This is a genomic window from Moraxella boevrei DSM 14165 (assembly GCF_000379845.1).
GTDB lineage: Bacteria > Pseudomonadota > Gammaproteobacteria > Pseudomonadales > Moraxellaceae > Faucicola > Faucicola boevrei.
Genome location: NZ_KB903772.1, coordinates 45,903 through 63,341 on the forward strand (window position 1 = coordinate 45,903; position 17,439 = coordinate 63,341).

The window sequence follows — 17,439 nt, forward strand, 5'->3', positions numbered from 1 at the left end:
AAATCGGTTAAAAATAAATATCGGCGAAATTTTGATAAACTGAAAAATATTGGTATATAAACTGAAAAATATTGGTATAATAGGTGGTTTAGCCAATTTTTGCTATTTTAACCAATTTATGAAACTTTTGTATGAATAAAATTGTCGTCATTGACCCAAACCAATTTGCCAACGACTTAACCACACATAAGACCAATTTGCTAGGCATGAGCAAAAATGAAATTACTGAGTTTTTTAAAAACTTGGGCGAAAAACCATTTCGTGCCACGCAGGTGATGAAATGGATTTATCAATTTGGTGTGACAGATTTTTTTGAAATGACTAATTTGTCAAAAAAACTCCAAGAAAAATTAAATGATATCGCTTGTGTTGTCCCACCAAAAGTCAAATTTAAAGAATTTAGCGAAGACGGTACGCGTAAATGGGTGTTTGAAGTGGCGGGCGGGTCGCTCGTGGAAACCGTACTCATTCCTGCTGATGATAATAAACAGTTTGGGCGTAAAACTTTGTGTATTTCTAGTCAAGTTGGCTGTGCGTTGGATTGTTCATTTTGTAGTACAGGTAAACAAGGCTTTGAGCGAGATTTAACACCAAGTGAGATTATTGGGCAATTGTTTGTCGCTAATCAATCTTATATGGAAGGTGTGCCTGTCAGCGAGCGTGAAAACCGTGTCACCAATGTGGTGATGATGGGCATGGGTGAGCCATTACTTAACTACGCTCCTGTGGTGGCAAGTATGTCCATTATGCTTGATGATTTTGGTTTTGGGCTGTCAAAACGGCGTGTGACGCTATCTACTTCAGGCGTCGTGCCAAAAATGTACAATTTGGCAAAAGATATTGACGTGGCACTGGCAATCTCACTTCACGCACCGAATGACGAGCTGCGTAATGAGCTTGTGCCGATTAATAAAAAATATCCATTGGCAGAATTAATAAAAGCCGCCAAAGCCTATGTCTATGACGAAAATCCACGCCACAAAAAGCACGTGACGATTGAATATGTCATGCTTGCAGGGGTGAATGATAGCGATGAGCATGCCCGTCAGCTTGTCGCATTGTTAAAAGATTTACCTAGTAAAATCAATCTAATCCCATTTAATCCATTTCCGCACGCACCGTATGAACGCTCAAGCAATAACCGCATTCACGCCTTTAGCAATATTTTAAATAACGCAGGTTTTGTGTGTACCATTCGTCAGACTCGTGGCGATGACATTGATGCTGCCTGTGGGCAACTTGTCGGACAAGTAGCAGATAGAACACGGCGTGCGAAAAACTGGCAACAGAAAATTGCCCAAAATGATAAAACGAACAAGGTTTAGATTGGGTTTAGCTTGATAAAATTTTTCGTGAAAGTTTGGTGAATTTTGCCAATAAATACAATAAATTCGCTTTTTTGCTTGTTATTTTTCGGCTAAATTTGTTATAGTACGCAGTATTTGTCAGACTTTTGGCAAAGCGTTGGGTTTGGTCGTTATTTTTGACTTGGATTTTTAATTTTTTAGATTTTTTAAATAAAATTTTTTAAAGGTTTTTATAAATGAAACAATTAAATCATGGTATGACGCTTGATAACGTCGTTTTTCCAATAAAAAAACGCATGACAAAAACTTGCTTGGCAACCCTCGTGGCGGTCGGTATGGCGGTGCTATCGGTCGGCTGTAGCCAAAACCAAACCGTGATTAGCCAAACGGTGACCAGTAGCGATCCAAGTCGTTGGTCAAAAGACCCCAAAGAAATTGCCCGTTCACGCACGGCGATTGCCGCCCAGTTTATCCGTGACTATAAACTTGACGATGCCAAACGCCAACTGGAACAAGCGTTAAAATCTGACCCACGTTCACCGCAAGCCCATGATATGATGGGCGTGCTGTTACAACAAGAAGGCAGTGCGTTGAATTTGCAAAAAGCCGAAGCCTACTTTAAAAAAGCCATTGAATTAGACCCAAATTTTACCCAAGCCCATAATAATTATGGCGTGTATCTCTCCCAAGTCAAACGCTATCCTGAAGCGATTGCCCAGTTTGAAATCGCAGGCTCAACGCTCGGTTACGAAGGGCGTGCCGATGCGTTGGAAAATTTGGGACGTACCTATTTACAGGTAAATAATACCGCCAAAGCCAAAGAAGCCTTTTCGAAAGCCTTGGATACCAACCGCTATAGCGTGATTGCCCGTTCGGAAATGATTGAGATTTTTATCAAAGAAGGGCAAACCCTAAACGCCAAAAAATTGCACGGCGATTTGATGACGATTTTGGGCGATAAATACCTTGACCCACGCACTTTGCAACAAGGGGCGAGATTGGCAAAATTGACGGGTAGTAACAGTGAATTGCAAAAATTCAGTCAACAACTGTTTGATAAATTCCCAACCAGTCCTGAAGCCAAACAATTAAAACAATGGTTACGTACGCCAAATGCAGTGTGGAAATAAGTTTGCACTTTGGTAATTTTTTGATAAATATCACTTTGATTTTATTAAATATTTTTTATTAAATAGTTTAACTGTAAAAATACTTTGGACAAGCTATGCAAAATAATCAACTGACCCAAAACGCAATGTCAACCCAGACTGTTGACACGTCGCACCCACTCGGACAGCGGTTAAAACAAGCTCGTGAAAAAAAGGGGCTAAGCCTTGACGATGTGGTGAAAGAAACCCATATTCTAAAACGGCATTTGGTGGCGTTGGAAAATGCGGATTTTGATGCTTTGCCACAGCCGACATTTGCTCGTGGTTTTGCGGTGAATTATGGGCGGTTTTTGGGGATTGACCCACAGATTATTAGCCAAAGTTTTGATGCTCAATATCCAAGCGAGTTACGAAAAAAACACGAAAGTTTTGACAATGCTCCACTACAACCAATGGGAACACTACAGCGTGATAGCCGCGGCGGTGTAAAAATTAATTGGTTCGTGGTCGGTGGAATTTTGGTGGCGTTAGCGGTGGCGGTGATGATTTTTAAAACCGTAAAAAATGCTCACCATGAAAACCAACCCACCGAAACCGTGCAAGAAGTTAACCCACAAGAGCAAGCCACAGGGGCATCACTGTCTAATACAGGTTCGGCGATTGGCACAAGCGTGAATAATACGGTGGTGGCGAGTGCAGGCTTGCCGACGGCAGGGTCAGCGATTGCTCCTGCGAGCGGTGTGGAGACGGAGACAGGCGTGATGGGTTTATCGACGCTTGACATTTGGATTAAAGATAACACGACTGTGAATATCACCGATGCCACAGGCAAAGTGCTATTGCAAGGCGAGCAAGTGCGTGGTGGACATAATCTGTCAGGGCAAGCACCGTTTAACGTGCAAATTGACAAAGCCAATAATGTGAATATTGATTTTAATAAACAACCAATTAAAATCAGCAATTTTGCCCAAAATAACCAAGCAAATTTTACCTTACAATGAGTTGATAATCTAAGTTTTGTTAAAAATAATTGTAAATGTAACGAATAGGAAACCGCCATGTCAAACCCTCACACCCCCATCAAACGCAAACACACTAAAAAAATCTATGTTGGCTCTGTGGCGGTGGGTGGTGATGCACCGATTAGCGTGCAGTCTATGACCAATACCGATACCTGTGATGTGGATGCAACGGTCGCCCAAATTCAGCGATGTGTCGATGCTGGGGCGGATTTTATGCGTGTGTCTACGCCCACAATGGAGAGTGTCAAAGCCTTTGGTGAGATTAAAAAACGTGTGTCTGTACCGCTCGTGGCGGACATTCATTTTGATTATAAAATTGCTCTGGCAGTGGCGGAAGCTGGGGCGGATTGTCTGCGTATCAATCCCGGTAATATCGGTAATGAACAAAAAGTGCGTGAAGTGATTGCTTGTGCAAAACACCACGGTATTAGTATGCGAATTGGTGTCAATGCAGGCTCGCTAGAAAAAGATTTGCAAAAAAAATATGGTGAACCGACAGGTGAGGCGATGTTAGAATCCGCTCTTCGTCATATTGACATCTTAGACCGCAATAATTTTGATGAATATAAAATTTCTGTCAAGGCAAGCAATGTATTTTTAACCCTTGATGCTTATCGTTTGATTTCGGCACAGATTGATAATCCGCTACATCTTGGTGTGACCGAAGCAGGCGTGTATCGTACAGGCACGGTCAAATCAGCCATTGCACTTGGCGGACTTTTGCTTGATGGCATTGGTGACACCATGCGGATATCCTTGGCAAGTCCCCCAGAAGAAGAGGTTAAAATTGGTTTTGATATTTTAAAATCGCTTGGCATTCGTTCCAATGGCGTCAATTTTATCGCTTGTCCGTCTTGCTCTCGTCAAGAATTTGACGTGATTAAAGTGATGAATGAATTAGAAGCTCGCTTAGAGGACATTCGTGAACCGATTGATTTATCAGTGATTGGCTGTAAAGTTAATGGGCCGGGCGAAGCCAAAGAAGCCGATATTGGCGTGGTGGGGGCAAATCCCAATTCTTTGGTGTATAAAAATGGCGATAAAAGCCATTTGATTGACACCAATAAATTGGTGGATGAAATTGAACAAATGGTGCGAGAACACGTTAAAGTTTTGCAGGAAAAACGTACTCACCAATTAATACATACCATAAACTTATCATAATAACATTAATAATTGGTATTGTTCATCAACTATATATAACTCAATCTACCATTCCACTTAGCAAAGAGTAGATTTAATGAATTCTCTATCATCTTATGGCATTTAGTATAACATTTGCCTTTGCGTTTAAACCTTGCAAGATAGTGGCGAATTCTACCATTCTCGTTTACCACAAACAAAGCCTAGAATATCTTTGGTTTGTCGGTTAATGGCAATCCAAGTCCAACAGTATTTTTTTTAAACTTACTATAACTGTGAATTTCATCAAGCTCCACAATTTCATCAAGCTCCACAATGTCAATCGGCTCATTACTTTGGTCTAAATTGTCATTGTAAATGCCTTAATGTTTGATGCCTAGTTCTTTTACCCAATAATACACCGTACTATGCCCGATGCCTAGCACACGACCAATAGCACTAAAACCCAAGCCTTCAAAATACATGTCAATGGCGAGTTTTCTAATGCTTTCATCTTTTTGGGTGCTTTTATAAAGTACCGTAAAGTGATATTTGCAGTCTTTACATCTATGTCTTTGTTTACCATAGGCAAACCCTGCTTTGACAATGTGGTTAGATTGGCATTTTGGGCAATGGTCTAGGGGTAACATGGTGGATTGTTTAACCTCTGGTTGTTGTGGTATAATGGGTATTATAGATTAGGTATAGGTTTTGAACAATACTTAATAATTTATTAATTTTAACTGAAAAACTGTTTTTTGTATTTACTTTTGGAGTTATGGCATGAATAAAACTTTGGTACTTTTAATATCTACTCTTCTATTTGGTTGTACCCCTGCCTCAGAACCTAGGGAAGAACAACCAAAAAACACTGAAACGGCTACACAAGTTGAGACTGCCAATGTTCCCACCGACACTGTAGAATGGGTGCTTAAAAAAGCCGATATAGTCTTTACTAGCACAAAAACGGATAAGAATGGCAACAATATTCAAGAAATGGGGAATTTTTCGGATTATTCCGCTGTTTTAGATAAACAGGGGTATTTGACCATGAAAATTGATTTGGCTAGTGTTAACACAGACATTGCGATTAGAGACCAACGCCTAACAGAATGGTTATTTGAAGTGGATAAATTTACCACAGCGGTGATTTCTGCCGAACTTGATGCAACCAAAATTAATAATTTGCAATTAAATACGCCTTTAAATTTAACCCAACCGATTAAATTAGAAATGCATGGACAACAGGCAGAATTTGTCAGTGAATTAACAATTACTCGCACCAGTCCACATATAATTTTGGTGGAAACAAAACAACCAATTGAATTAAATTTGGAACAATTTGATATGTTGAACGGGTTGAAACGTTTGCAAGAAGTAATGATGTTATCAGGTATCAACCCTATTGTTCCTGTAACTTTTCAAGGTGAATTTTCAAGACCTTTATAAAATATAGTTAAGTTAAATTAAAAAACTAGGTTTTTTGTTATTGTTTTTTTGATAAATTAAGTTTGAGGCGTTATGAAAAAATTATTTTATATTCCTTTTTGTGCATTAATGGCATCTTGTTCTGCAGATAAACAAGAACCACAATTTGCTAATGACATACAAACAACACCAACACCAAATGATACTAAAGCGTTGGCAGAAATTAAAGTTGGCTTTATCGCATCAGCAACAGGTAACGCTCCATTAAATTATTTAGATGAAAAAGGAATGATGCAAGGGTTTGAATATGATATTTTACAAGAGGTTGCTACACGTACGAATCATAAGTTTACTTATGAATATAAACCTAGAAAACAATTATTTGATGATGTTCAAAATGGCACGGTACAAATCGTAGGGGGAAACATTAGCATTAACGAAGAGAGAGCTTCAAAATATGCAATGACCAATTCTTATTTGGAAGCTTATCCTGTTACGATTTTAAGCAAAGATGTGAGTTTAAAAACCATAGAGCAATTAAAAGGCAAAAGTGTGGCCATTAAAAACAGTCCAATGGATACTTTTTATAATGTGGTGAATACCGAAAAAGCGGAAGAAAAACAGAATATTCACTATGTTAATAGTGACTGGTTAGCTGTAAAAAATGTATTATCAGGTGATTCGGTTTCAGCAATAGGCAATTCATCAGTTATTCCTTACTTTTTTGAAAAGTATTCTACTAAAGAACAACCACTTTATTTTTCAATAGACTATCAGTATCCGCAAGAAAGTTATGGCTTTTTATTACAAAAAGATAATAAACAATTGTTGGAAGATATGAATAAGTCTTTGGCAGAAATGAAAGCTGACGGAACTTACCAAAGCATTTATAAAAAGTGGTTCTAAGCAAATAAGGCAATTGATTCAATTCAATCTATATTTAAATTGATATATACTTGCCTTGCATAAAGCCTAGTTTTTATAGTAGACTTTGCCCAACCATCTTTTATTTTTGTGGATTTTTAAAAATATATAAGTACAATTAAAAGATGGTAGGTGAATATTTTAAATAATTGAAAAAAAGAGCCAATGAGATTTTAAGGGTTGGAACTTAATGATTGAAAAATTTGCCGTCATTGCCATTTCGCTACTAACTTTGGTGGCTTGTCAAAGTTTACCAAAAATACAAAATACCAATTAGTTTTCTGTTTCTGCTCAAACATTAAGTAAAGTTTATTTGTACAATGCACTTCAAAAGACTTATGAAAATAACCCCAACACATCAATTGAGCCATATGAACATTGTGCATTAAAAGCCAACAAACAAATGAATATCATTGCGGAAAATTATTTGCAAAGTGTATTTAATCAACATGAGTTGAGTCAGCTTAATCAAGTATTATCTGACCCAACAATGCTTGAGTTGGTTGGTGAATTTGGTGCACAATTAACTGATTTTAATTTAAAGCCCTTAGATAATGATGTAAAAATTTTGGCAAAACAGATATTGAAAAGTGGTTTATTAGACAAACTATTTCATAGTTATAATATGATATCGCAAGAGAAATTTCTTGATAGCAGTTACAATATTTTTCGTATAAATGATGATGAGTTTTTAGCAAGTAATCAGCCCAATTTGGTTTTGCAAATAACTTTTGCTGATTTGGTTGATAAGCATATTGCAGAATGTCATCTAAGTTAAAAAACAAAGGTAAGTATTTAGTTTGATTATTTTTTTAGTATAAAAATATTAATCAATATGAATGACAATCTTTCATTTAAAATATTGTATAATTGATAAGATAAAAAATCTAGCAAATAGATTGTTTCATCAAAAATTAACTAACGTATAATGGTAAGAAATATGACAATTAAAGCAATCAAAGGGTTTAACGATATTTTACACGTCGCCACAGGCGATACTCGTCCAAGTGGCGAATGGCGAACGCTTGAAAGTGAGCTTATCGGCGTGCTTGACCAATTCGGCTTTGAGCAAATCCGCTTACCGATTGTCGAAGAAACTCAGTTATTTAGCCGTGCTATTGGTGATAATACTGATATTGTTGAAAAAGAAATGTATTCGTTCGCCGATAAGGGCGAGCCACCGACCCCACTTACATTACGTCCAGAAGGTACAGCAGGAGCGGTGCGTGCGGTGATTGAGCATAATCTGCTTCGTGGCGATACGCCAAAACTGTGGTACATGGGTCCGATGTTCCGCTACGAAAAACCGCAAAAAGGGCGTTATCGTCAGTTTCATCAGTTGGGTGTTGAGAGTTTTGGCAGTGAGTTGCCTGACGCCGATGCCGAACTCATCATCATGACTTATCAAATGTGGCAGAGTTTGGGTATTCTTGACCATGTCCAGCTTGAGTTAAACACGCTTGGCGAGTCTAATGAACGCCTTGCCTTTCGCACCGCTTTGATTGAGTATTTGACCGCTCACAAAGATGACCTTGATGAAGACAGCCAAAGACGTTTGACGACCAATCCATTACGCATTTTGGACAGTAAAGAGAGCAAAACCCAAGCGATTTTGCAAAACGCCCCTAAACTCATGGACTTTTTGGGTGAAGCTAGTTTAGCTCATTTTGCCAAGGTAAAAAGCTACTTAACCGCCGTTGGCATTGACTTTGTCATTAATGAAAAACTGGTGCGTGGTTTGGATTATTATAATAAAACCGTGTTTGAATGGACGACTGATAAATTAGGTTCGCAAGCAACCGTATGCGGTGGCGGTCGTTATGATGGCTTGATTGGACAAATTGCGGCTATTGGCAAAAAAGATGAAAAACCTGTGTCAAGTCAGCCTGCCGTTGGTTTTGCCATGGGATTGGAGCGGTTGTTGTTGCTCGTGCAAGCGGTTAGCCCGTTTGAGCCTGAGTCAACTTGTGACGTATTTGTGGTGGCACAGCCAGAAATTTATCTTGACGGTATTGTTTACGCCAACTTTTTACGCCAAAGCAATCCCTATGTGCGGGTGAAAATGGCAAGTGCCACAAGTCTAAAATCGCAAATGAAAAAAGCGGATAAATCAGGGGCAGAGTTTACCGTGATTATCGGTGAAGAAGAAATCAAAACCCAAAAAATCACCGTTAAAAATATGGCGACAGGCGAACAATTTAGCACCGATTTTAACGATGACACGTTTTTTATTGACGATGACGCATTGCAAGGTTTATTTGGCATGTTGGCAGATGAAACGCTTGAAGACGATGAATAATTTTTATTAATTATTTATAAAAATAAATAATATTTTTAAGGTAAAATAAATGGTAAAAGATGTAACCCCAAAACTGCCAAACGATGAACATCAGTCCATGCAAGCCCTAAGCCAATATGGTGGCTACATTGTGTTAGCGATTGTGTTGGCATTGGGTGGGTATTTTGGTTGGAATTATTGGCAGAACCATGGCGGTCGCATTGATGAAGTGGCATCAACTGATTTTGCTAAAATTCAAGCCAGTCAGCAAGCGGTGACGAACCTTGGTATTGCCACCGATGATAAAGCCAAAGCCGAACTTGCCACCGCACAAGCCAACTTTGGCAAGGATTTGGATGCGTTTATCGCTCAGCATGGCGAATCGGTTTATACTTGGCAAGCCTTGATGTTAAAGGCAAAACAGCAAACTGACTCAGGCGATATCAAAGGGGCGACTACCACCTTGCAACAGGCGACCACGCTCAAAATTGATGATGAAGGCTTAAAGGCGATTGCCACATTACGCTATGCTCAAGCCTTGCTCGGTAATCAACAAGCAGACGATGCTCAAAAAGCCTTGCAAGCCGTGTTACCACCTGCATTTGATGCCAGTAAAAATGAGCTGTTAGGCGATGTGGCAATGGCAAAAAATGACAAAAAATCAGCGATTGATTTTTACCAAAAAGCATGGCAAGCTATTGAAAAACGTAATGAAAGCAATGAGTTAAACCAAGACCGTGCCTTTTTACGCTTAAAAATGGAAAATTTGGGCTTAACCCCAAAACAGCCTGATTTGGATAATGGTGTGGTTGCAACGCCAAATACTGCTCAAGCGGTTGCTACCCCAACGGCAAGTACCGCAAGCGTGGCTACGGTGACCGCATCTGCGACCAATTAATTTTATTTATAAATATTGTTTTGAATAAAAATTAAACGAAAGTTAAATAAAAGTTGAAATATTATGATGACACCTTTTTTACAAAACCCTGCTAAAAACAACCTTCCGCCAATCGCTGTGAAAGTGCTTGGTGTGGCGATGTTTGCGGTATTGGCACTTAACACCACCGCTTGTCAACGCTTCAAAAAATCTGAAAGCATTCACTCACCGACCGAACTTGTGGCATTAAAGCAAACCCAAAATAGCCTAACTCCACTCTTTAACCATGCTGAAAAATCTAACAGAAAAGCTAGTTTTAATAAAAAACAAACGTTAAGCCAAGGCACAACCGTATTTCAAACCGTAAGCGATGCCCAAGGTTACATAACCGCCAATCCTGATGGCAGGGTAACCGCCGTTGATATGAATGGGCGTGGCGTGTGGCAAGTAGAGTTTGAGCAAGGGCTGCATTCTGGTGTAGCGATTGACAATCGCCTTGCGACAGCCAATGTCGTGATTGTTGCCGATAACAATGCCAATCTGATTGCCCTTGACCGCAGTAATGGCAAAACTTTATGGCAACGCCAAATTACGAGCAACGTGCTTGCCCCTGCATTAATCAGCGGAAATCGGGTAGTGGTGTTGGCAAATAACGGTGCAGTGCAAGGTTTGTCGTTACAAACGGGCGACGTAGTCTGGCAATTTGGCACACAAAATCCAAGCCTAAGCGTGCGTGGCAGTGCCACACCGATTTTGTTAGACAGCAAAACCGTGTTAATTAGTACGGCGGACGGTCGTATTCATGGTTTGAATTTGGAAAACGGTTCGCCATTGTGGTCTCGCCGTGTCGGTACGAGCGTGGGGGCAAGTGAAATTGACCGTTTGGTGGATGTGGATGCCACGCCGATTTTTGTGGATAATATGTTGTACTCGGTGACTTATAGCGGACAATTATTGGCTATTGATATGGCGAGCCGTCAGATTGCTTTTGTCAAAGAGATTGCCAGTTTAAAATCGTTGGCAGTAGACAACAGCCAACTATACGTTACCACCCTAGACGGTCAAGTGTTGGCATTGGATAAATTAACAGGCAACGAAAATTGGCAATCCGATAGCTTAAAATTCCGTGGACTAAGTAACCCTGTCGCTACGCCGAACAGCGTGATTGTTGGTGATAAACTCGGTTATTTGCACGTTTTTGACAAAACAACAGGTAAAATCGTTGACCGAAAACAAACAAAAGTTGATGTTAATCAATTAACTTTGCAAAATATTGCCCAAAATCCACGCTTAATCGCTCAAACTGCCAACGGTGGTTTTAGCGTTTGGCAAGTGCATTGATAATAAAAGATTGGGGAAGTTTATCAACTTACTTTCCCAATCAAAACATTGAGGATGGTCGTTAATTCTATCAAAATGAATGGGCTAAAAACACAGTATCAACAGTTGTTGTCATGTTTTGCCATTGATGAAAAACTCATTGAGCAATATTGGCAAGAGCTTTGTTGCCTTTATCAACAGACACATCGGTTTTACCATAATTTATCGCATATTGAAGCACTGTTAAACCAGTTTTTGGCGATTTAAACACAGATTACCGATAAATCGGCAGTATTATTTGCCATTTTTTATCATGATTGTATTTATCATGTGCCTAAAACATCGCAGAGCAATGAACAGTTAAGTGCAGACTATTTTTACTAGCGGTTTTATTCACGATTGCCTGACGATTTGGCAAAAAAAGTCATGGTTTTATTTTGGCAATAGAGCATCATCAGTTATTGCTACCAGATGATGATTTGGTGTATTTTTTGGATTTGGATTTGTCAATATTGGCAAAAGAAGACACAATTTATCAAAGTTATTGCCACAATATTCAAAAAGAATATGCCCATATCCACCCTTTACTTTATAAAATAGGGCGGGCAAAAATGTTAAGTCAATTTTTATTAAAAAAACGCATTTTTTATAGTGACCATTTTTATCAAAGGTATGAAAAATTGGCAAAACAAAATATTCGTTGTGAACTCAAAACGTTGGTATTTGAAAGTTTTTTAAAGGATAAAAGTTATGTTAATAGCGATTCCAGATAATACTGTACAAATACTAACACAGTAAGCACAACTTGCGTTCAGTATGGTGCAATTATTAAATCAGACTTTTGATAATAAACCAAAAAAATAATGCCATTATCCCCACACATTCACGAGCGATTTAATGGTTTGTATGAAAATAACGATAAATTTGATTTTGAGCAGTTTTTATCAACTCGCAATCAGTATGCAAAAGGGTTAGAATTATGCAATTACCAAACGAGAAATTGCCAAAGTGAATTTATTTGATAAACCGATTTGAAAATCCAAACATTTAAAAAAGAGTATTAAAAAATGAGCCTAAAACCTGTTGTTGCCTTAATAGGTCGCCCAAACGTTGGTAAATCAACGATTTTTAACCAACTTACCAAAAGTCGTCAAGCCTTAGTCGCTGACCTTGCAGGCTTGACACGAGACCGCCAATATGGGGATGCCACGTTTGAAGAAAAGTCCTTTATTGTCGTGGACACAGGTGGTATCGGTGAAGATGATGATGGCTCGGGCAATATTGATGACTACATGGCGACCCAATCCTACACCGCTATTCATGAAGCGGATATTATCGTGTTTGTGGTGGATGCACGAGCAGGGATTGTCGGCTCAGATGAAACGATTGCCAAACAATTACACACGCTTGGCAAGCCTGTCTTTTTGGTTGCCAATAAAATTGACGGCGTGCATGAAGCCGCTATTAATGAGTTTTTTGCCTTGGGCTTTGGTGAACCTTTTCCGACGACTGCCAGCCATGGGCGTGGTATTACCAACTTACTAGAAAGTCTGACCACCAATATGCCAAGCTCTGCTGAAGAAGAAAAATCTCCTGACGGCTTAAAATTAGCGATTATCGGTCGTCCCAACGTTGGCAAATCTACCTTGGTTAACCGTTTGCTTGGTGAAGAGCGTGTGGTGGTGTTTGATATGCCTGGCACGACCCGAGACAGTATTTACATACCCTTTGAGCGAGAAGGACAGAACTATGTGTTGATTGATACCGCAGGGGTACGTCGTCGTGGTCGCATTGATGAAAAAGTAGAAAAATTTAGTGTTATCAAGACCTTACAAGCCATTAAAGATGCCAATGTGGTGGTATTGGTGATTGATGCCCAAGAAGGCATTACCGACCAAGATTTGCATATTTTGGGTTATGCTATCGATGCAGGGCGTGCCATGGTGATTGCCATTAACAAATGGGATAACCTTGACCAAGACAAAAAAAACTGGATGAAAATTGAAATGGATAGACGTTTTAATTTTATCCCTTATGTCAAAATGCACCTGATTTCAGCATTGCACGGTACAGGTGTGGGCAATCTATATCCGTCCATTCACAAAGCCTATGCGTCAGCAATGTTTAATATGCCAACCAGTCGCTTGACCCAAATCCTACAAGATGCGGTTACCGCTCACCAACCACCAATGGTCGGTGGTCGCCGTATCAAGTTGCGTTTTGCTCATATGGGTGGACATAATCCGCCAATTATCGTCATTCACGGTAACCAAACCAGTCAAGTACCAAACAGTTACAAACGCTATCTAGAAAATGAATTTCGCAAAGTGTTTAAATTAGAAGGCACGCCCATTAAAGTGGAATTTAAACAAAATGCCAATCCGTATGCCGAGCGTAAAAACAGCATGACGGACGCACAAAAAGAGCGAAAACGCCGTCAAGTGCAAAAGTTTAAAAAACGTGATAAAAAGCGTTAATACAAATATGAGCGTTAAAACTGTTTTTGTAAAATAAAAAAAATTTAGGTAAACTTATGGATATTAAATCGCTAAATTACCAATATTTGTCAAGGCGTTTTGTCATCATGCCGTTTTTTTTGGCATTGTGCCTGTGTTTTGTCGTGTATTTAGTTAGTGATATTCACAGTACTATCCAAGAACAAGTGTCGCGGGTACATGATATTAACCATTTGTTAACCCAAACGGCGACTAGTCAAAACAAAGATTTGATCGCCACCCAAGTCAAATATTTATCCGATAGCAATCCGCAGATTGAAAGCATCAATTTTTTCCCTGCCACTAGTCATCAAGAGCAGATGAACAACAAAAAGCTGGATGTGCTAACCATGTTTTTTGGCAAATATTATGGCTTAAGCCAAGCGGTAACGCTCCAATTACCACACGCATCGCCGAACACCAACGAAACCACAGTCAATCAACTCGTTGGTTATGTCAACACCACTTTAAATTTAAACACCATTCGCCATCAATGGTTTAAGCGTAATTTACCGATGTTTATCACGATGGCAGTTGCATCGATGTTGACATTGCTCATCATGTTGACCTTACTAAAAAAAGTAACCGAACGCTTGTCAATGTTGGAAAAATTAAGCCAAAAAGTGCTAGATGATCAAGTGATTGAACAAAAAGACTATGAGCAACCCAACGACAAGCAAGCAGTTTGGCTGTATGAAAAAGCGTTATATCACCTGTTGGATAAACAAAAAACCCAAACGCATCAATTGGTTCAGCTAAACAGTGAAATTGGTTTGCTAAAAGATGAAAGTTTTAAACACATTGAACAATATTCTACCTTTCAAAGTGATCTAACCCATGAGTTTAAATTATCACTTAATCGCATTGATGCAGGAATAAAACTACTAAAAAATCAATATATTAGTAGCGAACAACAAGGTGCAGTGGATATCATTGAGACAGGCGTGGATGATTTAAATTCAAAACTTAACCAACTTATTCAGCTAAATCGTATTGAAAAAGGGCAAACTGTTGTTGAGTTGCATCAATTTAATCCACATCATTTATTGACTAATATTGTGGAGAAATTTCAAATAATTGCTCGAGAAAAACAGCTTAATTTGGGTTTAAAACTCTATCATGCCGACTACGTATTAGAAGGCGATACCCAAAAAATTGACACAATCTTATCATCATTGGTTGAAAATGCGTTGAAATTTACGGAACATGGCTCAGTAACTGTGATATCACAACTACAGCATTTGGAAAAAAGTATCCGTTGGACAATTTCGGTGGAAGATACAGGAATTGGGATTGATAAACAAAATTTTGCTAATATTTTTAAGCCATTTTTCCAAGTCAACCCAAATATATCACGTATCCTAAAAAATACCACGGTTGGTCTGTTTTTGGTAAAAAAATTGGTGCATTTGTTAAATGGTGATATAGAAGTTACCAGTACCCCACAGCAAGGCTCAAAATTCACGCTGCATTTACTATTAAAAGACTGGCATAGCCAAAAAGAGCAAGACCTATTAAAAGACAAAAGTTTTGCAGTATGGTATAAAGACGACCGTATTTTTTCGCAAGCTCAGCGATTAATCAATGCAGGGGCAAAAATCCAAGGGTTTCATGATAGTCGGTTATTGCTAGATTATTTAACGAATAATTCAGTAGATATGCTAATCATTATGTATAAAATACCTAAAGAAGAAGTCATGCGTTTGGTGACCACTTTGCGAGAGAAACAGACCGATTTTCGCACGCTGATTACCTATTATTATTTGCCAAAACACCTGCAAGCGGTATATGCAGAAAGCTTAAAAGCTGTGGGTGTAGACTATTTAGAAGATGCAAGCTTAGAGAATATGGCTTTAGATGATTATATTAATCGCTTAATTCAATATTTGGCTTAAATTAAGCCTTGTTTTTGCAAAAACTGGTATAAATTATCAGCAAATTTGGCATAACCCGCCGCATTGGCGTGGATTTGGTCGGATTTTAACTTTTCATTGGATAAAATTTCTGACCAGCCCCCATCGCCTTTAGCAAACAAAATCACCTGTTCGCTATCGGCAATTTTTTGATAGATTGGGTTGTCGCTGGCTTTACCAAACAAAGCACTGGTGCTTAAATGTGGTTCTGCAATTAAGATGACGTTGATATTTTGGTTTTTTAGTTGTTGCACGATTTTTGTGATATTCTCGGTTGTCTCGGACGGATTGACACGCCGTAACACATCATTGCCACCAATCCCTAATAAGACTAAACTCGGCTTTTGTTGAATAATTTCATCTAAACGTGCCAAGACACCTGCTGACGTGTCACCATTAATCCCTGCATTGCGAATTTGCCAACCTGTTTTTTTTGCCAAAATGGTGGGGTAGGCTTGGTGTTTTTCCGCCCCATAGCCATAAGTCAGCGAGTCGCCAAGTGCGATCACTTTGCTACCACGAGCGATTTTTGCCTCTGTCGGTTTATTGTTACAGCCAGTAATAAGCGGTAAAGTCATGAACGCCATGCCGTAACATACAAATTGTCGGCGATTGATTTTGTTTTGCATCTTTTAATAAGTCTTTAACAGATAATTTTAACGGATTGTTAAATTAAGTTTTGTAATTTATTCGCCAATTCTTCACGAGCTTTAACAAAACCGTCAATCCCTGCCTCTAACAATTCAGTCGTCATGCTGTCTTGCTCAAGGGCATTTGCAAAACTTTGTTCATGAAATTGTTGTTTTTCAATGGTATCAAAACTCATATCAGGGAACAGTTGGCGTTCGATTTTTGTGTCCATTTCACGCAATTTATCCATTAAATCAGGCGAAATCGTCAGCAAATCACAGCCTGCCAATGCCAAAATCTCATCCACTGTGCGAAAACTTGCTCCCATGATCTGGGTCTGGTAGCCATGTTGTTTAAAATAACTATAAATTGTTTTTACTGATAATACACCTTTATCTTCAGTCACTGGAATGATTTCACGGTTTTCAGTACGTTTTTGATAATCCAAAATTCGCCCAACAAATGGCGAAATCAACGTCACATTGGCATCGGCACAGGCAATCGCTTGGTGCAACCCAAAAATCAACGTCACATTACAATGAATACCTTGTGCTTCGAGGATTTTGGCAGCTTGGATACCTTGCCACGTTCCTGCGATTTTTATCAGCACACGTTCCTTGTCAATGCCCATTTGTTCATACATTTGGATAAATTCTAAAGCTTTGGCAACGGTTTGTTCGGTGTCAAACGACAGACGAGCATCTACTTCGGTAGAGACACGTCCGTCAATGCGTTGTAGGATTTCTTTGCCGATATACACCGTTAAGTCGTCAATCACTTTATCAATATCATTGTTGTGTTTTGTTAATGTTTCAGTTAAAACAGACTGTAAATTTGGGTCATTACAGGCTTTGGTAATCAGGCTTGGGTTGGTCGTTGCATCCACGGGGCGTAGGCGTTCAATTGCCGTCAAATCGCCTGTATCAGCGACAACGGTAGTCATCATGCGGAGCTGGTTTAAGGTGTTTGCCATAAGTTTTCCATTTAATTTTAAAAATCAAAAGTTACCATATT

At 39.0% G+C, this 17,439-nt stretch carries 16 protein-coding genes and 1 pseudogene; 14 read left to right on the plus strand and 3 right to left on the minus strand.

The window, feature by feature from the left end:
• The first annotated feature begins 131 nt into the window (after window positions 1–131).
• From rlmN to ispG, 4 genes are all read left to right on the plus strand, one after another.
• Window positions 132–1,325, plus strand: coding sequence for a 23S rRNA (adenine(2503)-C(2))-methyltransferase RlmN (rlmN, locus tag A3G3_RS0102310; RefSeq protein ID WP_019518936.1), 1,194 nt, complete (start codon window positions 132–134; stop codon window positions 1,323–1,325).
• 218 nt (window positions 1,326–1,543) lie between these two features.
• Window positions 1,544–2,437 carry a type IV pilus biogenesis/stability protein PilW gene (gene pilW / locus A3G3_RS0102315; RefSeq protein ID WP_019518937.1) on the plus strand — a complete coding sequence of 298 codons (894 nt, stop codon included), beginning with the start codon at window positions 1,544–1,546 and terminating at the stop codon, window positions 2,435–2,437.
• A 95-nt stretch (window positions 2,438–2,532) separates the two neighbouring features.
• The gene (locus tag A3G3_RS0102320; RefSeq protein ID WP_019518938.1) at window positions 2,533–3,417 is read left to right on the plus strand and encodes a RodZ domain-containing protein; all 885 of its coding nucleotides are present in this window, start codon (window positions 2,533–2,535) and stop codon (window positions 3,415–3,417) included.
• A gap of 57 nt (window positions 3,418–3,474) precedes the next feature.
• Window positions 3,475–4,602, plus strand: a complete 1,128-nt coding sequence (ispG, locus tag A3G3_RS0102325) for a flavodoxin-dependent (E)-4-hydroxy-3-methylbut-2-enyl-diphosphate synthase (protein WP_019518939.1) — start codon at window positions 3,475–3,477, stop codon at window positions 4,600–4,602.
• 29 nt (window positions 4,603–4,631) lie between these two features.
• Here the strand turns inward: ispG and A3G3_RS12995 are convergent.
• Window positions 4,632–5,210: pseudogene (locus tag A3G3_RS12995) on the minus strand (IS1 family transposase).
• A gap of 133 nt (window positions 5,211–5,343) precedes the next feature.
• Between A3G3_RS12995 and A3G3_RS0102335 the strand changes: the two are divergent.
• From A3G3_RS0102335 to A3G3_RS0102390, 10 genes are all read left to right on the plus strand, one after another.
• Window positions 5,344–6,009, plus strand: a complete 666-nt coding sequence (locus A3G3_RS0102335) for a YceI family protein (protein ID WP_019518941.1) — start codon at window positions 5,344–5,346, stop codon at window positions 6,007–6,009.
• A gap of 72 nt (window positions 6,010–6,081) precedes the next feature.
• Entirely contained in the window at window positions 6,082–6,894 is an 813-nt protein-coding gene (locus A3G3_RS0102340; RefSeq protein ID WP_019518942.1) for a substrate-binding periplasmic protein, read from the plus strand.
• Between the two features lie 331 nt (window positions 6,895–7,225).
• The gene (locus A3G3_RS0102350; RefSeq protein ID WP_019518943.1) at window positions 7,226–7,690 is read left to right on the plus strand and encodes a hypothetical protein; all 465 of its coding nucleotides are present in this window, start codon (window positions 7,226–7,228) and stop codon (window positions 7,688–7,690) included.
• Window positions 7,691–7,852: 162 nt separating this feature from the next.
• Window positions 7,853–9,211 carry a histidine--tRNA ligase gene (gene hisS / locus A3G3_RS0102355; protein WP_019518944.1) on the plus strand — a complete coding sequence of 453 codons (1,359 nt, stop codon included), beginning with the start codon at window positions 7,853–7,855 and terminating at the stop codon, window positions 9,209–9,211.
• 49 nt (window positions 9,212–9,260) lie between these two features.
• Window positions 9,261–10,088, plus strand: a complete 828-nt coding sequence (locus tag A3G3_RS0102360) for a YfgM family protein (RefSeq protein ID WP_019518945.1) — start codon at window positions 9,261–9,263, stop codon at window positions 10,086–10,088.
• 63 nt (window positions 10,089–10,151) lie between these two features.
• Window positions 10,152–11,408 (plus strand): outer membrane protein assembly factor BamB, encoded by a 1,257-nt coding sequence (gene bamB / locus A3G3_RS0102365; RefSeq protein WP_019518946.1) that lies wholly within the window; start codon window positions 10,152–10,154, stop codon window positions 11,406–11,408.
• 54 nt (window positions 11,409–11,462) lie between these two features.
• The gene (locus tag A3G3_RS14440) at window positions 11,463–11,654 is read left to right on the plus strand and encodes a hypothetical protein (RefSeq protein ID WP_156802075.1); all 192 of its coding nucleotides are present in this window, start codon (window positions 11,463–11,465) and stop codon (window positions 11,652–11,654) included.
• 170 nt (window positions 11,655–11,824) lie between these two features.
• Window positions 11,825–12,160 carry a hypothetical protein gene (locus A3G3_RS13000; RefSeq protein ID WP_019518948.1) on the plus strand — a complete coding sequence of 112 codons (336 nt, stop codon included), beginning with the start codon at window positions 11,825–11,827 and terminating at the stop codon, window positions 12,158–12,160.
• Between the two features lie 294 nt (window positions 12,161–12,454).
• Entirely contained in the window at window positions 12,455–13,864 is a 1,410-nt protein-coding gene (gene der / locus A3G3_RS0102385; protein WP_019518950.1) for a ribosome biogenesis GTPase Der, read from the plus strand.
• Window positions 13,865–13,920: 56 nt separating this feature from the next.
• Window positions 13,921–15,777 carry a sensor histidine kinase gene (locus A3G3_RS0102390; RefSeq protein WP_019518951.1) on the plus strand — a complete coding sequence of 619 codons (1,857 nt, stop codon included), beginning with the start codon at window positions 13,921–13,923 and terminating at the stop codon, window positions 15,775–15,777.
• Here A3G3_RS0102390 and A3G3_RS0102395 read toward each other — a convergent pair.
• A complete protein-coding gene (locus A3G3_RS0102395) occupies window positions 15,774–16,424 on the minus strand; it encodes a GDSL-type esterase/lipase family protein (protein WP_019518952.1) in 651 nt (216 codons plus the stop codon). The genes A3G3_RS0102390 and A3G3_RS0102395 overlap by 4 nt on opposite strands.
• A 38-nt stretch (window positions 16,425–16,462) precedes the next feature.
• On the minus strand, window positions 16,463–17,398 hold the full coding sequence (tal, locus tag A3G3_RS0102400) for a transaldolase (protein ID WP_019518953.1): 936 nt from the start codon (window positions 17,396–17,398) through the stop codon (window positions 16,463–16,465).
• Window positions 17,399–17,439: the final 41 nt, after the last annotated feature.

Coding starts and splice junctions, on each gene's coding strand:
- rlmN (WP_019518936.1), top strand. CDS start 132: ATGAATAAAATTGTCGTCATTGACCCAAACCAATTTGCCAACGACTTA.
- pilW (WP_019518937.1), top strand. CDS start 1,544: ATGAAACAATTAAATCATGGTATGACGCTTGATAACGTCGTTTTTCCA.
- A3G3_RS0102320 (WP_019518938.1), top strand. CDS start 2,533: ATGCAAAATAATCAACTGACCCAAAACGCAATGTCAACCCAGACTGTT.
- ispG (WP_019518939.1), top strand. CDS start 3,475: ATGTCAAACCCTCACACCCCCATCAAACGCAAACACACTAAAAAAATC.
- A3G3_RS0102335 (WP_019518941.1), top strand. CDS start 5,344: ATGAATAAAACTTTGGTACTTTTAATATCTACTCTTCTATTTGGTTGT.
- A3G3_RS0102340 (WP_019518942.1), top strand. CDS start 6,082: ATGAAAAAATTATTTTATATTCCTTTTTGTGCATTAATGGCATCTTGT.
- hisS (WP_019518944.1), top strand. CDS start 7,853: ATGACAATTAAAGCAATCAAAGGGTTTAACGATATTTTACACGTCGCC.
- A3G3_RS0102360 (WP_019518945.1), top strand. CDS start 9,261: ATGGTAAAAGATGTAACCCCAAAACTGCCAAACGATGAACATCAGTCC.
- bamB (WP_019518946.1), top strand. CDS start 10,152: ATGATGACACCTTTTTTACAAAACCCTGCTAAAAACAACCTTCCGCCA.
- A3G3_RS14440 (WP_156802075.1), top strand. CDS start 11,463: ATGGTCGTTAATTCTATCAAAATGAATGGGCTAAAAACACAGTATCAA.
- der (WP_019518950.1), top strand. CDS start 12,455: ATGAGCCTAAAACCTGTTGTTGCCTTAATAGGTCGCCCAAACGTTGGT.
- A3G3_RS0102390 (WP_019518951.1), top strand. CDS start 13,921: ATGGATATTAAATCGCTAAATTACCAATATTTGTCAAGGCGTTTTGTC.
- A3G3_RS0102395 (WP_019518952.1), bottom strand. CDS start 16,424: ATGCAAAACAAAATCAATCGCCGACAATTTGTATGTTACGGCATGGCG.
- tal (WP_019518953.1), bottom strand. CDS start 17,398: ATGGCAAACACCTTAAACCAGCTCCGCATGATGACTACCGTTGTCGCT.